Origin of the sequence: Prevotella sp. Sow4_E9_plate, from assembly GCF_052116205.1 — a bacterium.
GTDB lineage: Bacteria > Bacteroidota > Bacteroidia > Bacteroidales > Bacteroidaceae > Prevotella.
The window spans coordinates 1-18594 of the sequence record NZ_JBQKLN010000061.1; the positions used below are offsets into that span (position 1 = coordinate 1).

The 18594-nt window shown below is 42.6% G+C and carries 12 protein-coding genes; 5 read left to right on the forward strand and 7 right to left on the reverse strand.

The genetic code is table 11. From position 1 onward, the window contains the following. Positions 1-1120: 1120 nt before the first annotated feature. Genes ACTQ53_RS15885 through ACTQ53_RS15900 form a run of 4 tightly spaced genes read left to right on the forward strand, consistent with a single transcriptional unit; the run spans position 1121 to position 7257 of the window. The gene (locus ACTQ53_RS15885) at positions 1121-1705 is read left to right on the forward strand and encodes a phosphatase PAP2 family protein (RefSeq protein WP_441934146.1); all 585 of its coding nucleotides are present in this window, start codon (positions 1121-1123) and stop codon (positions 1703-1705) included. A 16-nt stretch (positions 1706-1721) separates the two neighbouring features. Next, a complete protein-coding gene (locus ACTQ53_RS15890; RefSeq protein WP_044074737.1) occupies positions 1722-4847 on the forward strand; it encodes an efflux RND transporter permease subunit in 3126 nt (1041 codons plus the stop codon). Continuing rightward, positions 4844-6085, forward strand: a complete 1242-nt coding sequence (locus ACTQ53_RS15895; protein ID WP_082030915.1) for a TolC family protein — start codon at positions 4844-4846, stop codon at positions 6083-6085. Before ACTQ53_RS15890 ends, ACTQ53_RS15895 begins: the two co-directional genes overlap by 4 nt. Further along, on the forward strand, positions 6082-7257 hold the full coding sequence (locus tag ACTQ53_RS15900) for an efflux RND transporter periplasmic adaptor subunit (RefSeq protein WP_044074738.1): 1176 nt from the start codon (positions 6082-6084) through the stop codon (positions 7255-7257). Before ACTQ53_RS15895 ends, ACTQ53_RS15900 begins: the two co-directional genes overlap by 4 nt. Before the next feature lie 101 nt (positions 7258-7358). Here ACTQ53_RS15900 and mobV read toward each other — a convergent pair whose 3' ends face one another. The 7 genes from mobV to ACTQ53_RS15935 all read right to left on the reverse strand — a co-directional run bounded on the left by mobV (position 7359) and on the right by ACTQ53_RS15935 (position 15911). Further along, positions 7359-9392 carry a MobV family relaxase gene (mobV, locus tag ACTQ53_RS15905; RefSeq protein ID WP_044080125.1) on the reverse strand — a complete coding sequence of 678 codons (2034 nt, stop codon included), beginning with the start codon at positions 9390-9392 and terminating at the stop codon, positions 7359-7361. A gap of 189 nt (positions 9393-9581) precedes the next feature. Further along, the gene (locus tag ACTQ53_RS15910; RefSeq protein WP_044074740.1) at positions 9582-10604 is read right to left on the reverse strand and encodes a DUF6371 domain-containing protein; all 1023 of its coding nucleotides are present in this window, start codon (positions 10602-10604) and stop codon (positions 9582-9584) included. Positions 10605-10726: 122 nt separating this feature from the next. Continuing rightward, entirely contained in the window at positions 10727-12091 is a 1365-nt protein-coding gene (locus ACTQ53_RS15915; protein WP_044074741.1) for a DUF3987 domain-containing protein, read from the reverse strand. Between the two features lie 4 nt (positions 12092-12095). Continuing rightward, positions 12096-12467, reverse strand: coding sequence for a helix-turn-helix domain-containing protein (locus ACTQ53_RS15920; RefSeq protein WP_044074742.1), 372 nt, complete (start codon positions 12465-12467; stop codon positions 12096-12098). A 109-nt stretch (positions 12468-12576) separates the two neighbouring features. Continuing rightward, positions 12577-13344: a hypothetical protein gene (locus ACTQ53_RS15925; RefSeq protein WP_044080124.1), complete on the reverse strand. Its 768-nt coding sequence runs from the start codon at positions 13342-13344 to the stop codon at positions 12577-12579. Positions 13345-13710: 366 nt separating this feature from the next. After that, a complete protein-coding gene (locus tag ACTQ53_RS15930; RefSeq protein ID WP_044074744.1) occupies positions 13711-14832 on the reverse strand; it encodes a site-specific integrase in 1122 nt (373 codons plus the stop codon). 128 nt (positions 14833-14960) lie between these two features. Next, a complete protein-coding gene (locus ACTQ53_RS15935) occupies positions 14961-15911 on the reverse strand; it encodes a helix-turn-helix domain-containing protein (protein ID WP_044074745.1) in 951 nt (316 codons plus the stop codon). Positions 15912-16609: 698 nt separating this feature from the next. Here ACTQ53_RS15935 and ACTQ53_RS15940 point away from each other — a divergent pair. Continuing rightward, positions 16610-17737: a trypsin-like peptidase domain-containing protein gene (locus ACTQ53_RS15940; RefSeq protein WP_441934151.1), complete on the forward strand. Its 1128-nt coding sequence runs from the start codon at positions 16610-16612 to the stop codon at positions 17735-17737. Positions 17738-18594 lie beyond the last annotated feature (857 nt).

Sequence of the window (18594 nt, forward strand, 5' to 3'; positions counted from 1 at the left end):
AAGGACACTTTTGGGAAGCGAGAGGCTAATGCAACACCGAAGTTCGTCACAGAACGGAAGAAAATGGCTGGAAATGAGAAAAATAAAGAATAATGTTCACTTTTATAAAGAGTATCTATTATTAGTTGATTATCAGTATTATACGCTCTAAACGGTAGAAAAGTGGCTATGTGGATTCTGTTTAGATACGAAAAGGTAATATTTAACGTATTTAACTTTTAGTTACACCAAAAACCAATGAAAAGGGATAGGATGAGGTGTTTCTACTGAAACCGCAGTATGAAAAGCAAAGGAGTCATACAGATTTTACTATGGTTCACGCATCTAAAAAATGGTATACATATAACTTTGCAACCGAGTTGCAAAGTTTATTTGCTATCTTTGCAGCCAAATTGAAAATATAATGAAGCAGAAGCTCTACATAACTATTTTGGCTTTGACAACAATTGTTTTGTTGGCATTGTCGTTTATACCGCACCATCATCACGAAAGTGCGGTATGTACCGTTGTGGAGCATTGCAATAGCGACAACGCTGACAATGACAAACATACGTCACATAAGGACGATGGAACAAAGTGCTTCGAACAAGGCAGTTGGGATGTTGTGTCAGTAAAGACTTTACATACAAGTAACATACATTATTTATATCATGCAATAGTATGGGCTTTATCTCGTATTATGGGATGGGTGTCAGAACCAACTAAGACGGTGTTTGACACTCGCATACCTATTATTATAAAGGCGGAACTATTGCGGATAAATGGACTTAGGGCACCTCCTTTTTATCGTTTCTAATAGCGTTGTTTCTTTTAAGGGGGGCAACGTACAGCGACTATACCTATTCATATGGAAGGTATAGTTACAAATCAATCATTTTTATTATGAACTTGCAAGTGCTTCAGTGTTTGGAGCACAGGCATTAGTTATTGCAAAATGTCAATTAAGGAAATTCTGGCGCTTGGCGCACTGGCTTTTCCTCTTTTGTCGTATGCACAAAGCAGAGACAGCTTGACATTCACACAAGATAGCACAGACATGACTTCTATGAAGAGGTCAAGTGTCGTGCCTTATATTATACCAATGTCACTTATGTCGTATGGAACGGCAGAGGCTATTGTTATGAATAAAGGCAGGATGCTGAACTATGCTATCGGACATGAGGTTATAACCCACAAGCCAATAGCCATAGGGATTGATGACTATACACAGTATGTGCCAGCTGTAAGCGTATTGGCATTAAATCTGTGCGGAGTAAAAAGTTGTCATAACCTAAAAGAACAAACGATGCTGTTGGGGTTGTCAAGTTTGCTGACGGCTATATCCGTAAATGGCTTGAAATACACAGTAAGAGAGATGCGTCCTAATGGCTCACGTCGCAATTCTTTTCCATCTGGGCATACAACAGTTGCCTTCATGGGGGCAGAACTCTTGTGGCAAGAATACAAGGACACTTCACCGTGGATAGGTATAGGTGGTTATGTCATAGCTGCAAGTACAGGAGCATTGCGTGTGTATAACAACAAGCATTGGATAGGAGACGTGGCATTTGGAGCAGGATTGGGTATTCTGTGTACGAAATTGGCATACAAGTTATATGAGCCGATTTCACGCAAGATGCACAACAAACAGTCCAAGCGAACAAACACTGTCTATCCATATTATAACGGACAACAAGGAGGACTAGCACTAACTATACAATTATAATTAGAACGATAAAGAAATGTTTCAAAAAATAATTCAATTATCAATCAAGAACAAGGTAACTATAGGTATGTTGACCTTGGTGCTCATTATATGGGGCACATGGTCGTTGTCGCAGTTGCCTTTTGACTCTACACCTGATATTACAAATAATCAAGTACAGGTGATAACCCAAGCTCCATCATTGGGAGCGCAAGAGGTAGAGCAGTTTATAACCACTCCAGTAGAAATGGCTTTGGCCAACATTCCACGTGTGGAAGAACGCAGAAGCATCAGTAGCAGCGGCTTGTCTGTCATTACATTGGTTTTTGATGACGATGCAGATGTATATTGGGCTCGGCAGCAGGTAAGCCAACAACTAAAGGAGGCAGAGGAAGTCATACCACAAGGTAAGGCAACCATAGGTATGGCTCCTGTCACTACTGGTTTGGGAGAAATATTCCATTATACCATTCGTGCAAAGAAGGGATATGAGGACAAATACAGTTTGTCAGATTTACGTACCATCCAAGATTGGATAGTCCGCAAGCAATTGTCAGGAACACCTGGCGTTGCAGAAGTCAGCGGCTGGGGTGGATATGTGAAGCAGTATGAAGTGGCTGTGGATGCCGACCGTCTCAATGCTGTTGGTCTTACAGTTACAGAAGTTTACGATGCCCTTGAAGCAGGCAACGAGAACACAGGCGGAAGCTACATAGAGAAAAATAGTAACCAGTATTTTATCAGAGGCTTGGGACTTGTTTCAACACTCGAAGACATAGAGCGTATCCCTGTCAAGACAGTCAATGGCACGCCTATCTTGATACGTGACATTGCAAAAGTACAATATGGTTATGCCACACGTTATGGTGCAGTTACACGCAATGGCGAGGGTGAAGTGGTGGCAGGTATCTCACTGATGCTGAAAGGTGAGAATTTCCAGCAAGTTATTAAGAACGTAAAAGAGCGTATTGCGCAGATTCAGAAGAGTCTGCCAGAGGGTGTAGTCATAGAACCATTCATAGACCGCACTCAGTTGGTAGACCGTGTTACTGGAACCATCACCCGCAACCTTATCGAGGGTGGCCTCATTGTTGTGTTCATACTCGTTCTGTTCTTGGGTAATTATAGGGCAGGATTGGTGGTGGCATCCGTCATTCCGCTCGCTATGCTGTTTGCTTTTGGTATGATGCGGTTGTTTGGTGTCAGCGGAAACCTCATGAGTTTGGGAGCCATTGATTTTGGCTTGATCGTGGATGGCGCAGTGATTATCGTAGAAGCCGTATGCCACCATATAGGTATCAGTCGTGACAAATACCATGGCTTGCGCTTAACACAAGAGCAGATGGACAAGGAGATATATCATTCCGCTTCCAAGATTCGTAAGAGTGCAGCCTTTGGCGAAATCATTATCATGACGGTATATCTGCCATTGCTTACATTGGCTGGTATAGAAGGAAAGATGTTCCGTCCGATGGCACTTACCATTTTCTTCGCCATCCTTGGAGCGTTTATCCTTTCGCTTACCTACGTACCAATGGCAAGTGCTCTGTTTCTTAGCAAGGAAAGTGTACATAAGACTAATTTGTCAGACCGTCTGATAAACAAGTTACAGAGTTGGTATAAGCCTATCATCACCAAAAGTCTGCAACATAGCAAGGTGCTCATAGCTTCCATGGTGCTGCTGTTCGGCATCAGCCTTTTCGCTTTCACTCGTTTGGGCGGTGAGTTTATCCCGAATCTTGAAGAAGGTGACTTTGCAGCCGAAATCAGCATGGCACAAGGTACATCACTCTCTCAGATGGTGAAGACCTGCACTCAGGCAGAAAAGATATTGAAGTCTAAGTTCCCGGAGGTGAAGCAGGTGGTAACTCGCATCGGTAGTTCAGAGATTCCAACCGACCCAATGCCTATAGAACGAGCAGACATGCTTATAGCCCTCTATCCGAAAGCAGAATGGACATCTGCCAAGACAAAGGACGAACTCATGGAAAAGATGGAAGAAGCCTTGGGAGCTATTCCTGGAATGGAAGCCGAATTGACACAGCCAATCCAAATGCGAAACAACGAACTGATTACAGGTATTAAGCAGGATGTCGCCATCAAGATATACGGCAACGACCTTGATGCTCTGCAAGCATCCGCAAAGCGAGTGGCATCTCTTATCAAGCGTGTTGACGGGGTGTCTGACCCATTTGTCGAGAAAGTACAAGGTTTGCCACAGATTCAAGTAAAGTACAACCGAGATCAGCTGGCTAAATATGGCATTTCGATAAGAACTGCCAACAAGGTGCTTGAAACTGCTTTTGCAGGAAGCCGCTCGGGATATGTGTTTGAGGGCGACAAGCGATTCGACTTGGTGGTGCGTATGGACAAGGACTTACGTAATGATATAAAAGCTATAGAAAGTCTGTACCTTCCTCTGCCCGATGGTGGAACAATTCCTCTCCAGCAAGTAGCACAGATTACATTGACTGATGCACCTGCACAGGTTACACATGAGGATGGACAGCGAAGGATATTTGTCGGTTTCAATGTAAGAGGACGAGACATACAGACCACAGTAGATGAAATTCAGGAGGTTTTAGACAAGGAACTAAAATTGCCAGCAGGTTATTATTACACTTATGGCGGTCAATTCCAAAATCTTCAAGAGGCAACCGGTCGTTTGATGCTGGCAGTTCCTTTGGCATTGCTCGTCATTTTGGGTTTGCTGTATGCTACGTTGAAGAATATCAGGGAAACCTTGTTCGTATTCTCAGCCATTCCTCTCTCTGCCATTGGTGGTGTGTGGGCTTTATGCCTGCGAGGTATGCCTTTCAGCATTTCCGCAGGTGTAGGTTTCATTGCCCTCTTTGGTGTGGCTGTACTGAACGGTATTGTACTGATAGGACAGTTCAATACTTTTGAGAAAGAAGGCGTGACGGATGTAAAAAAACGAGTGATAGATGGTTGTATGCTCCGTCTTCGTCCTGTCATCATGACCGCATTGGTAGCTTCCTTAGGTTTTATGCCTATGGCCTTGTCAACTGGTGACGGTGCTGAGGTTCAACGACCGTTGGCTACTGTGGTCATCGGCGGATTGGTAACAGCCACGATATTGACACTTGTTGTCTTGCCATCTATTTATAAGACATTCACCAAGAAAAAAGAAACAAACGTATGACAAGAATAAGATTGTTTATATTAGGCGTACTGTCTATGGCATTCGCCTCCATGTACGCACAAAATGAGAGTTGGTCTTTGCAACAATGCATAGACCTCGCTCTTGACAACAGCCTATATATGAGAAATGGGCAAATTGCAGTTGGAAAAGCTAAAGACTTGCAGGGTACAACATTTGATATTGAAAAGACCTCTATAACGCTCAGCCAAGATCCGACATCTGGCGGAAGTCCAGACAATGGCATTTTGATAAGCCAGACCTTTGATTTTCCTACGGTGTATAACGCCCGAAACAAGTTCTTGAAAGCTGAGACTGCCGTTGCGCAAAGTCAGGTGGCAATAGTAGGCAACCAGTTGGTAAGAGATGTAACATCTGCATATTACTCGTGGCTTCATGCACATAGCACTTTGCTCGTGTTGCAAAAGCAAGACAGCGTATATCAGCACTTTCTGCAACTGGCATCGGCTAAGTACAAATCGGGGGAGGCTAACCAGTTGGAACAGATGAATGCACAACGATTGCTGAATGAAAATCGGATAAGTTTGCAAAGAGCAGAGAATGACTGCAAGAAATATTTATTGCAGTTGAAACAGCTCATCAATACCAATACTGACTTCACTCCTCAAAACGAGGGGTTGGCAAAACTACATGACGCGAATCTTGGGGAAACTAATTTCTCAGACACGCCACTTGGACGAAACATGCAAGCACGCCTCATAAGCAATGAACGTAGTGTTTCGCTTGCCAAGCAGGGGTATATGCCAAGCTTCACTCTCGGCTTTACAACACAGGCTGTCATCAAAGGATTCAATCCTTACAATGTTGACAGAAGTAGGTTTTCCAAAGGTAACTTCATGGGATTTGAGGTAGGCATCGGCATACCCCTGTTTTGGAAAAGCAATCGGTCAAAAGTCAAGGCTGCCAAACGTGATGTGGAGTTGGTGCAGAATGAGCGTGCATTGGCAGAACAGCAGCAGAAAACGCTTATGCGTGATGCCACAAATGAGTATATGAGAGCAAAACAAGTTCTTGATTATTACGAAAGACAAGGCAACGCCGAGGCAGCACTCATGGCGAAACTATCTCAGATAAACTACGAGAACGGAGAAATGGGGTATGTGGAATACATACAAAACCAAACTTCGGCTCTTGATGTACAACTTCGTTACATAGATGCTGTCAACGACTATAATCAAGCTATCATCAATATCAATTATCTCAACGGAAATAAACAATGAAAACATTTAATATCATCATCATTGCTGTCATCAGCATATTTCTTGCATCATGCACAAAAGGCAAGCAGGAAGAAGTAAAGGAAAACAAAGTAGAGGAGCAAGGCTATGAAACCATTGAACTTACTCAAGAACAGATAAAGACGGTTGGCATTACGCTCGGCAAGGTTGAGAGTCGCTCTCTCAACAATGTGATACGTGCCAATGGCGAACTTCAGCTCAACCCGCAGGATATGGCAGACGTGACTTCTCTCGTAGGAGGTGTTGTCCGCAAAATTTATGTAACAGAAGGACAGCTGGTGAAAGCAGGTCAAGTGGTTGCACACATAGAGAATACCGAAATCGTAGGATTGCAGAAAGACTATCTCATTGCTGTAAAAGAGACCAATGTAACACATCAGGAGTTGCTACGCCAAAAGACATTGGCTTCACAGAAGGCAGGAGTGGAAAAGACCTTGCAACAGGCATCAGCAGCATACGAGATGGCACTGGCTCGCCAGACAGGGCTTTACAACCAGCTCCGTCAAATTGGCATTAACACCAACCTTGTGAAACAAGGCAGAATCATACGGCAGGTAGCTATCTCTGCTCCAATTTCTGGCATCGTGACGAAGATAAGCATAAAGAGTGGAAGCTATACGGAAAGTTCACAATCATTGATGCAAGTAGCCAACAATGCCGCTGTGTTCTGCAACTTGAATGTTTTTGAGCGCAATATCAATCAAGTTGCTAAAGGGCAGAAAGTAGATTTCGTCATCACCAATAGCCCGAATATTCATTTCAAGGGAACAGTAAGAGAAATTAATCGCTCGATGGATTCTGACACCAAGGCTATATCCGTACGTGTCGGTATTGATACAAAGAACATCACTGAACTTATTCCTGGCATGTATGTGACAGGCATCATCAGTATGGGCAAACAAAATGTGCCAGCCTTGCCTGACGATGCTATTGTAAATGCCAATGGCAAGCAATATGTGTTCGTGCTTGAAAAAAAACACAAAGAAGGCAATGACGTAAAATATCAATTCAAGCAGATGGAAGTCGTTGCAGGTGTAAGCGAATTGGGATATACGCAAATAGATTTCGTCGCTCCTATTAGCAAGAATGCAACTGTTGTCACTTCCAATGCCTTCTACATAGCGTCTATGACGGCAGACCATGGGGAAGAATAAAAGGAAGAAACACAAATGAAATAATATACCTTTATAGTCAAGATGTGAGATAAGCTTTAGATAATCTCACATCTTGATTTTTACAACCTTTTATACAATACTTATCTTCGTGATGAACGATAGGGCTTATTATTAATTGCTCCCAATCCTATCTTCTGTGTTCCATCCCAATTCGTCAGTTGGTCGGCACAACCATTGGAGCCACCAAGCGAAACGTATGTGTCTGCACTGCATGACATGTGGTCAACAAAAGCGAGGAAGTTGTCAATAGCTTTGTCTGTGAATTGAACTTCATTTGTGGCGAAGAGTTTTGTCCAACTGGTGACACATTCCTGCTTGAAGTCTGTAAAACCATGCCAAGACATATCAGACAAGAACCTTTTTGTTGCCGATTCTATACAGGCTTTAGAGTCCAATCCAATATTATGCTTTACAGCAGATGCCATAATGCCATAGTATATGGAAGCCGATTCTTTCTCGTTGAAGTTGACTCTATCTGTCTTGGCAAAGGAAGATAGAGCTTCATGTCCCTCATGGATGAACTTGTCAAGCACTCCTATGTATCTATTTTGCCGAGCCATGCTTTCACGTTTAGCTTCGGCTTCTTGCCGAGCCTTTTCTTTTGCACCTTCCTCCTTTCGTGCTTCCACTCGTCTCCATGCATCAGTCATTTCTGGCTCTTGCCAAATGGCATTCCAACGAGCCTTCAAATCATTGTACATTTCCATAAGTGTGGTATTATAACTTTTGGCACTGGCGAGTTCTTCCTTCGCATAGACAAGTTGAGTAGTCACTCGCTCCACAGCCTTCTCGTCAAGTTGAGAGATGCGTTGTTTGACTTTGTTGTTTTCTGCCTTTAGCGCATCATTCTCGGCACGAAGTGACTTGTTCTCCTCTATCTGCTTATTGAGATTCTGCATATAGTAAGTGTATGTCTTGTTGACAGACTTGCGTACACCTTCATTCTGTTTGTCACGTTCTGCATTGATGGCTACGACAAGAGCTTTGATAGCTGCGTTGATGTTGTTTACACGCTCCTCACGCCATGCCTTTTGTCCGATAAGAGTAGGAATAGGGATGGCAAGTTCTTTCTTTACGGCATTCATCGCTTCTTGAACAGGAACCTTGATGTTGAGAAAAGGAATGGTCAGCTCCTTCTTGTCGATTGTGGCAAGCACAGCATATTTCTCCACTTTGTCAAGAGCAACTTTCGCCTGACGTTCCGCCTCAAGTACCACCTTGTTTTTGTGCTTGCGTCCCCGTTTCTCTTCCTCTGAAAGTTCATCATAGGAGAAACCTCTTGCCAAGCCATACTTATGACCTACCTTGTTGTAATAGTCGGTATGAAGTTGTGATAAATACTGTGACTTATCCTTTGCTCGCTCTCCCCACACTTTGGCATAAGAGACCCTTTCAACAACACCCTTTGCAACTTCCGATTTTGTGAAGTTGTCACGTTCTTCTTTTGGAAGTGCTCTCCATTCCTTTGTAGAGAGAACCTTTTCTGGATTATCCTTGTGGATATACTTGCTTCCGACGCGCCCACGTTGTTTTACTTGTTCAACAGGCACGGTCTGCACATGGGCATGGATGCTTGTCTCATCACAATGCACATCAAAGCTGATGACATTCTCTTCTCCCCATTTCTCACATGCAAAGCGGTAGGTGTCCAATGCCCAGTCATAGATGCCTTTTTGTAATGTCACCTTGCTGTGGTCAGCATTTGGATCTGACGTGTTGAGTTTCTTTTCACCAAAGGCAAGCCTGTTAAGCACATCATGGTCACCACTGAAGATGATGCCGACAGTGCAGTTCGGACTGTTCCTTGAAACTTGGTCGGGACGCTTGGCATCCATATATGGCTTGAAGCCAAGTTCATCAAGTCTGTGCTGCAAGCGTTCATGCAACGGCACAGACTGGGAACCAAGAGGCACAATCTTTCCACCCTTGACTATCTCAAAGTTGAGTCTCTTGCGTGAGTAGTTATAATGGTTGTTCTTGTCTATGTCTGCGTTTTTTAGTTGGTAACGCTTCTCGTCCCAACCTCTGCGTTCCGCCTCGTTGCCCACTTGGGAAGAGAACGATTTCTTGTCTGTGCCTACATGGATGGCGGCACGTGGTATGTTTCTTTCCATAAGAATCTTGTTTGAGTTTGTAACATTGTTATAGTATGACTGGTGACAGGTCTCGGGCGGAGCTTGAGCATAATAGAAGGACTTTTTAAGTGAACAGCGTCAGCAGGTGAATCTAAAAGTCCCTATTATGTTTAGGACTTTTGTGAAAGTCCGTCACGCAAGCGTGCTCGCAGATCCTTACCCACTCTGCTATGACTCTTCCACCAACACCAATCCAAGACAGTCTATCAGATGCTGGAGTGGCGGATGTTGCTTTATCAGCCTTTGTAGCGCCATCTGCGGTGTTTCCGTCATCAATAGGAAGTCGGCAATGTCAAGACCATTGACCTTTTGTTCATCGGTGGCATTGTCTTCCAAGATATTGCTGACAAGAACTTGTTTGCATATTGATTGCAGCAAAGGAAGTTTGCTTTTCCACTTATCCGTTGCCCCAAGGTCTGGAACCAAAACAACCTCCCGACCGCTTAGGACTTCGACTGCATCTTTATTGAAACATCCGTTCATGCCTCCAGTAGCCAACCATACGAAATCAGACATGAAGTGGGTGGCAATGATGGCTGTCTTTTCGCTCTCCACGATGGCTACAGTCTTGGTCGTGGTTTTATCTGTCAACAGATGTTCGCCAAAGAAGCACTGCCGAAGTGTAAAGTCTGGCAGTTTCAGTTCCGAGTGTACCCAAGTCACCAGGCTGTGGGGTTCCTTGATGCGGTGTCCTGTCTTGTCATCATACTTCATTATCTTGCCAGTGCGCACATTCCCATTGACATCTATCTGCCAAAAGATAGTTGAACCGCCCCATTTCTTTGAAGTGCCGACCTTGTACAAGGCAAACAGCCGTTCTGTCTCCTCCTTGTCAAAGACCATTGAAATGTATCGGTACAAAGGATTGACAGAATAGCCATGCAGTGTTTGCTCCATCAACTTATTCTCAATGAAAGTTGGAAGAGGTTTCTCTTTCCTACACTCTTTGATTGGTGTTTTATATCTCCAATCATCATTGCAGTTGGCATCGGGATTGTCCTTGAAATAATCAGATGGAGAATAATGGTAGCCACAACTCTGTTCATGGTCACAACGCCCCACATTGTCAGGAAATACAATCTGTCCTTCCTCGTCAATATATCTTGCAAAGCAACGCTTACGCCTACATTGAGGGCAAGCATATCGGTTGCCCAGCTTGTATTTCTGTAGATGGAATCTATACTCACTCATAAGGCTCTGCACTTGTTGCACCTTGCACTTTCTGCACTTTTGCACTTGTTTGGCACAAAATGCAGCTTCTTTTGTGCAAGAGTGCAAGAAGTGCAAAGTGCAAACGGTGCAAGGTGGTGGTTCTACTTCTGTACTTTCTCATAATTGCCTTGCTTGTCTTTGATGATAAAGTTTTTCTGACAGAAGTCTTTGAGCATATACATGACAGTACGTCTTGCAAAACCGAAATCCGCTCCAGCCTTTACTGCTTCAGCAGTTACGAACTTGTTTCCCAACGAGTCAAGTACCTGTTTCTTCACAGGGTCGGTAGCCTCGGTTGAAACGAGGTCATCCATCCTTTTGTATGACTTCTCAAAGTAATCGCTCATCCGTATGGCTGCATTCACGGACTCCGCATCAACAAAATCCTTGTGAGACTCATCACAAGCCCATCGGAACAGTTGGAATATCAAGGCAAGCCGAGCCGTGTTCAAAGGAACTTTTGCAGCACGTGAGTCTATCATTTTTTCATCCGTAATGGCATTCTGCCGTTCTATGTCCTTATTCTGCCAATCATAGAATATGTCAATGGCTTCATCAGAGAAGTCAAGAACATTGAAGATGTCTTCCGTAAAAGGAAGAGCCACAGCCTTGTCTATGATTTCTTTCCATACACGGAATGGTCTTTCAATGATTGCAGCATCTTGTTTTGGAACCTTAACCCAAGGAGCAATCTTCAAACCTTTTGGGCATGTAATCAGAAAACGGTCAAGAAAACCATTCTTCTTGAATCCCATATCATAAAGTTCATGCACAATACCAGTCTGGATAGTTCCTACAATCTGTATGCAAGGATAATCAATGCGTAAAGGGCAATCAAGATTACAACGAGAAACATCTACAGGCAAGCCATTGTGAGCCGACAGCATCTGTTGTACAAAAGAACTGTTGTTGTATCGGTTGATGGTGTTGAACAGCCCCATTATCTCATCCACCACAACTGCCACACCTCTGAGGTTGGCATCGTGATTACGCATCAGAATCTCTGGTGTGAAGTCATTCATGATATTCTTATGCAGGACTGGTACAGGAGGTAACGATTCCCATTCCGTCCGTTTTTTGCCCTTGTTTCTCTCCACAATGGCTGCATACTCATTCTTTAGAGCCTTGAACTTATGGTGCTCCTCAGTATCAATGTCGTGCAACGGTTTGTAGGCAAAGTTCAATGGTGGAGTCTTGCCGACTCCTGGTCTGCCAACAAGAATGACATATAGAATAGGTGAAGTAATCCAATTGCCTTTAATCCGGATATAGCAGGAGTTGCCGACGGCTGCTGCCATAGCGGATATTAGGGAAGTGACAGTGAACTCAATGGAATAGTTTTCCGTCCTTGCCAAATCAAGAATCATCTGCTGCATCTTCTGGGGGAATATGTCAAGCGGAATGCCAGAAGTGGCTACGCCCGAAGCCTCCGAGCGTAGCTTGTTACAAATTTCAAGCGCATCCATTACATTACCAGTTCAAGGGTTTCGGCTTGCGCTTGTTTCCTGCAAGAATGGCAGCGTTCTCCTCTTCTGCTGTGAGAGGTACAGGATTCTTGCGGTTTGTCTCCAGCCATTTGTCAAGTTCGTCTTGATAAAGGCAATAACGCTTGCCTGGCTTTGTGGCAGGAATGCTGCCGTTGCCAAGTTTCATGTAGAGAGTTGCCATCGGCATTTTCAGGTATGCCGATGCTTCCTCCACACTCATAGGTATGTGCGTGTTCGCCTTGTGTGGCTTGTTCTGTGATTGCAGACCGATGATCATCTGCTTCATGCCCACCACTTCATCCCGAAGCTGGGCAACGACCATTGGAAGGTCGTTGAAAGTTAATTCCTTTGTCATATACAAGTTGTTCTAAAAAACTGGGACAAAGGAACAGAATGATGCTTCCGTTACTGAGGTTCGTGACAGTCATTTGTCATTCACGAAGGAATAACTCTAACAATAGGGATTATTCGGGAGTTTCCTCTGATATATCATGAAACTCATATCCTCCATTGCCAGGCTCATCAATCGGAATGACATCATTAGAACATGGTGCTTTCAGGTTCTTCAATGTGCTGTAGTCCAAGCCTTCAAACGGCTTTGGAAATAAAGCCCTGACAAAGGCTATTCGCATTGCCATTGTGTAATCACGTTTACCCAAACGTTCTGCGATATTCCACACGAAGTGCCTTAAAGGAATATTCTCAACCATCTCCTTGAAACGGTTTATTGCTATCGGGGTATAGTTGGTGTCGTTGCTCCATTCCTTGACAGCCTCAATTACCTTGTGCAAATCTTCCTCATACAGAAACCTTGACATGGTACGATGCACATAGTCAAGTACGGCTCTCGTTCGTTTTTCCTTTATCTCCTGTGCTTCTTTTTCTTGTGCCTCTACACACTTGGCATAGTCCTCATGACTGTATTGTGCTGACTCTGTTTGTGGTAATGTTTGCTTTGGCTGTTCTTGTTCTGTTGCTGGCTCTGCTTCTACAACGTTTTTCTTTGTCTTGCTGTTGCTACCAATGGTCATCAGTTCATAGGGATAATTCACCATAGAAATGAATATCGCCCAAAGCAGGATGTTGCTCCCTACAAAGATGATTGACTCGACAAACAGACTTTGGTGAAAGTCATTGCCTACATACATAGCCACGACAAGAGAGATGGCGAGAATTGCAGTACCAACAAAAGCGTAGATGGTACAATCTGAAGTTGTCTTGGTTTCTATCATTATTGTATTCGTTTTATTGTTATTCGTTCAAAAACTTCCACAAAGTTAGATGCAGAAGCATGTAAAAACAGCATTTACGTTCTCTGGCACTCTTTCTTTTACGCTTTATTAGCGTTCTAATATGATTTCATACTCTGAATCATACTTGAAACAGCTCGTTAGTGCCAGTTGCCGCTAATTGCTGACTACAAAGGTAAGGATGAAGAAAAGGGATATTTGCAGTTCCTCTTTAATATCAACAGAAATTGGAATGTATTTGTCGAATTGGTTCTATCCACGACAGCAAATAGAACCAACAAAATGAGAAAAGGACTATTGGAACACTATCATTCCAACAGTCCTTTTCTGCGTGTTATTGTCAAATGGTTACTTCTTCAAGGTGATACAGCCAACCGAAGCACGCTTCTGGGCATCGGAAATCTTGGCATACACCTCTGTTGTTGCCACATTCTTGTGACCGAGATAACGCTGCACAACCGCAATACTTGTTCCTGCGTCCAACTGGAGACAGGCAAAGCTGTGGCGTGAGCAATGATAGGATATATGCTTGGTGATTCCTGCTTCTCTCAGCCAGTTCTTCAATGGTGCCTGTGTCATGGAGTCTTTGAAATCGGGGAACACCTTACCTCGTTTATCTGGTGAATAGCCTATCAGTTCCAAGGCTTCCTCACTGATTGGGTTATGCACGATGTCCTTTGTCTTCTGCATTCGTGTAGTGACATACATCACACCATCGCTGCCGTATGGCTGTATTTCTTCCCAAGTGAGCTTCTTGATGTCGCTCTTTCGCAATGCCGTTAGACAAGAGAACAGGAAGGCTCGCTTCAATGCAGGGGTAGAGCATGGAGTGGATGCCAAGCGGATAACCTCGTCTTGTGAAAGATGCTCCTTGTCAGTCGGGATTGTCTCGATACGCTCCAAGAAACCGTTCGGGTTCTCCTTTATCTTGCGATCACGATAGGCAGTGTGGATTGAAGCACGGAAAGTTGACCAGTAGTTGGCTGCTGAGTTGATATGTAGTTTTCTGTTCTTATGCAGTCCCTGTGGTGCTGTCAGCAGATACTCACGAAATCTGTTGCACAAGTCCACGTTTATCTCACCGAAGGTACACTTGCCTTGCGTGAAGGTACGAAAGTGCATATAGACGTGCTGCCACTTGGAGTTCTTCTTGTCTGCCAGTTTCTTGAAGTAGGCGAGGAAATCTCCTTTCATCTTCTCCTTGTCGAAGAAATCATAACGCTCGTTGACGATAGCCTCAAAGCGACGGCAGCGTATCGCCTCGGCTCTTGCCGTAAGGTTGAGGTTGTACTTCTGTTCCGTCTGGTTCTTCGGCTTGGCATAGATGTAGATGCCAAGCGACTCATGGCGGATGACTTTCATCGTGCTCTCGTCACGATAGCCTGGATAATAGTCAAGATAATAGGACAGCATGCGTCCGTCCTTGATTTTGCGTGTACGCAATGATACGGTCTTGCAAATGTTGCTCATAACTGATATGTATTATTGATGATTATTCATGGTGAAGTGTCTCTTCACGGCTGCAAAATAACTGAATGATACTTCCGTGACTCCAATTATTTGCAGTCATTGATGGATAATGCTGAAATCATTTGAAATCACAGTCCTTTTGCTGCTCTTTCCGCCATTGCTCGCTCCACATCCGTCTTCAAAAGCAAGTTCTTTACACCCACTTTTACCTTGCTAATATGGTGAACTCTCACAATATGGCAGATATTGGCACTTGTCAGACCATACAACAGCTGCACTTGTTCGGTGGTATAATAGTTGTCATCGCTCATGAGGTCAGTCCTGCGCAGTTCTTCAAGATGTTCCTTGGAATAATAGGTGCGACCATACTCACGTTTGGTGGGTATCTTATGACGATATGCATATGCCCTGAGTGCCGACTTGCTCATACTGAAAGCATCCTCTACATCATCAGCAGTCACCCATTCCGTGATGCTGTTGATGTCAACGGCAGTACCGAAGAACTCATCAATATGCCGTTTGCTGTAATAGTTCTTGCCAGCGATACGGCACATCGGTATCTGGTTGCGCTTGGCGGAGGTGTAGAGCCAAGACTTCTTGACCTTATAAATGGACATCACTTCCTCACCAGAATAATAGTCAAGCACCTCATTCTCCTCTTTCCCTTTTGTCGGTTCCTGCTTTCGTATTTGCTTTTCTGCTTTTGCCTTTTTATTGGGTTTGCTCTTGCTGGCAGGAATCACACGCTTGTAGGGATTACCCTCAAACATCTTCTCTATATCAGCCTTTCTTACGAATGCCATTCTGCTGCTCAATCTTGATGCCTTCAACTTTCCGTTAGCCACAAGTTTGTAGATATACTGTCGGGTGCATCCCATCAGAATGGCAGCTTTGGAGAAGGTAAGATACTCCTGATGTTGCAGATCCATGATTGGCTCAATACCGTTAATCAATTCCTGCTGTCTTTTCTTCCTAAGACGTTTTGCCTCTGCCTGACATTCCTCGGAACAGTATTTCTGCATACCGCTTCTTGGCACGAATGTCTTGCCACAAAATTCACATTTTCTTGTCGGTCTCATACTCTATGATATTGCTATGTTCTACATACTTTGAGTATTCCACCTATGGAGTAAACGGAAGTGAACCATTGACAACCTTTGTCAACCCAATCCACGATATAACGCTTTTTGCCTATCAGCTTCAAATCTGTCCTTCATCGTAACCACTCGTAAACCCTTGTCAACTACGTTCACAATATGACAAAATAAAAGCTCCGCAAATTCTCCACGGTAGAAATACGCTGCAAAAATATGTGGAAAATCGGGAACTGCCAAAAAGCACTCAGAAAGTATTAAAAAACAAAGAGTGTTGAAAATCAATACTTTATGGTTAGTTAGTCATAGTAAGTTATGGTTAGTTATAAGGCTCTAAATACAATACCCAAAACTTGCAAATATGGATGAGATTGTCTACTTTTGCAAATGAAAAGGAACGAAATTTGATAGATATGTGTACTTTTAAAAATATAAATAATTAATAATCATTTTTTGTGTCCACTTTGGGGAACTGCTACACTACTAGGGCTTTGTTGGGAAATAACTGTATTCAGAATGAATATTTTTTGTGACTTCTGATGTCATTTTTTGCAAATTTAGTAGGTCATTTGGAAAAAAAATAGTAAGTTTGCAGGTGAAATGGTGTTAATGTAAATACATGGCAATGAAAAATAGTCTGTGATATGTGTCACAAAAGAATCTTAATTATAAAAATTGAAATAATGAAACAGCTAAAAATTTTCTTTTTGTCACTATTTGCTATAGTTAGCTTAGTGGCATGTGACAGTGCTAAGACATCAGATGAGATTCTTACAGAATGTGGTTCTGGTGTTGTGATGGTTGCTAACCAGTTTTATTATAAAGTGACTTTACCAACAGGGAAAGTCTGGTATTTTACGGGCTTTGACAAAGACGGAGACTTTGAAAATTGGACAATGGATTTGGAAGAAATCCAAAAAAATAAGAAAATGCTTACGGGTACAGGCTTCTTGATTTCCAAAGATGGTAAGATTTTGACTAACAGACATGTGGCAGCTCCTACCATTGATTTATCTAATACCAAAAAGTCAGTTAGAGCTTTATTGGATGGTATGGCAGAGATGGTAAGAGCGGAAATGCAATCAATGTCTGAGAAATATGACGAGTTGGAAAATGCCAAAAGAGCATGTTATTCATATAATGAATATGATGGTAATATTTATGTAGATGATGAAAAAATGCAGCAAATTGAGCAGGAACAGGCTGAGTTGAAAGAGGCATATGATGAAGATTCTGAAATCAAAAATAGTCTTAAAACTATTGATTTGAGTGAATTGAAAGTGGAAACTGTTTGTGAATTGGGTATTGCCTATAATAATACTTTTGTTACTAAAATTACTGATTTCATTCCTTGTGTTATGACTTCAGTTTCTGATAAAGAAAATGTGGATTTGGCAATGTTGCAATTGAAGAGTAAGCAAACGCCAGATGGCAAATATGTATTTGCGGTTTCTGATAAAGATGAAGAGCAAGGCTTTACTGACAAGGTTAAGAATCTGTTTGCTTCTTCTGATAAGGATGAGTTGCAAACTGAACAGAAGCTTTATATGATTGGTTTTAATGCAGGATTTACACTGTCTAATACATCGCAAGGAATCAAGGCTCAGATTACAAGTGGTACCATCTCGCAAAAGCCTGATAATGATAAGATTATGTACACGATTCCTAGCTTGCCTGGTTCCAGTGGTAGTCCTGTGGTGAACGAATATGGAAAGTTAGTAGCTGTGAATTTTGCAGGCATGACAGGTACACAGAGTTTTAACTATGGTATTCAAAGCAAGAGAGTTCTACAGTTTGTTAATAATGATTGAGTAGAGTAAGTTTCTAAACTATTATTACTCAAAAAGCGTAGAATCCTGCTGGCATCACTGCTAGCAGGATTCTACGCTTTCCCTATTAATTTTTTTAATATGTCGTCTGCAAAATGAACTCTATTGAACTCTTGTGAATTCTTGTTCAGCATTTGTCTGCTGCTCTGTCTCTGTAGTCTCCTGCTGCAGAGTTGTCTCCTCCTGAGTATTCTCTTGTGTAGTTTCCTGAACGGTAGCTGGTTGCTCTGCCTGGGTGTTCTCTTCTGTTGCTACATGGGTGTCTTCTTCTCTACGCTTAAGAAAAAAGGTATCATAAAAATAATAGATGGAAAGAGGTGAATCTTAGTCGTAGTTTAGTCAAACTTAGTCGAATTTTTAGTTAAACTTAGTCGAACTTAAGGTAGTTGCTTTGTGGTAATGCTTTGATAGTCAGTTGTTTGTTGTGTGATTAAACTTGGTTGCGCTTTTAAACGTTTAGTCGAACTCAAAATATAGAATATAATATTGAGTCCACCTATGCCCCGATAAGATGACGATAGTATTGTATCGGTGTGTTCGATACTGTGTCCTTTCCATTAGACTTTTGGGGAATCATGGAGAAGAGGGTAACGAGTATTGTCGCTTTGGAAGATTTTCCTTGTTTTTCAATTAGTAATAGATAAATTTGCTTGATTTTGCGAGTAAAACAAAAGTTTTGAATAAATAATTTGGTAGATACACTTAAAAAGTGTATCTTTGCTTTTATATTGAGAGTGTAAACTAAACTGTGTCAAGCTACAATAAAAGTAGTTTAACACAGTTTTTATATTATGGACAACTTAGAAATTGATTACAAGAAAGCAGCTCAGCAGTTGCGT

Coding starts and splice junctions, on each gene's coding strand:
- ACTQ53_RS15930 (WP_044074744.1), bottom strand. CDS start 14,832: ATGAGCAACATTTGCAAGACCGTATCATTGCGTACACGCAAAATCAAG.
- ACTQ53_RS15895 (WP_082030915.1), top strand. CDS start 4,844: ATGACAAGAATAAGATTGTTTATATTAGGCGTACTGTCTATGGCATTC.
- ACTQ53_RS15890 (WP_044074737.1), top strand. CDS start 1,722: ATGTTTCAAAAAATAATTCAATTATCAATCAAGAACAAGGTAACTATA.
- ACTQ53_RS15885 (WP_441934146.1), top strand. CDS start 1,121: ATGAATAAAGGCAGGATGCTGAACTATGCTATCGGACATGAGGTTATA.
- ACTQ53_RS15925 (WP_044080124.1), bottom strand. CDS start 13,344: ATGATAGAAACCAAGACAACTTCAGATTGTACCATCTACGCTTTTGTT.
- ACTQ53_RS15910 (WP_044074740.1), bottom strand. CDS start 10,604: ATGAGTGAGTATAGATTCCATCTACAGAAATACAAGCTGGGCAACCGA.
- ACTQ53_RS15915 (WP_044074741.1), bottom strand. CDS start 12,091: ATGGATGCGCTTGAAATTTGTAACAAGCTACGCTCGGAGGCTTCGGGC.
- ACTQ53_RS15920 (WP_044074742.1), bottom strand. CDS start 12,467: ATGACAAAGGAATTAACTTTCAACGACCTTCCAATGGTCGTTGCCCAG.
- mobV (WP_044080125.1), bottom strand. CDS start 9,392: ATGGAAAGAAACATACCACGTGCCGCCATCCATGTAGGCACAGACAAG.
- ACTQ53_RS15900 (WP_044074738.1), top strand. CDS start 6,082: ATGAAAACATTTAATATCATCATCATTGCTGTCATCAGCATATTTCTT.
- ACTQ53_RS15940 (WP_441934151.1), top strand. CDS start 16,610: ATGAAACAGCTAAAAATTTTCTTTTTGTCACTATTTGCTATAGTTAGC.
- ACTQ53_RS15935 (WP_044074745.1), bottom strand. CDS start 15,911: ATGAGACCGACAAGAAAATGTGAATTTTGTGGCAAGACATTCGTGCCA.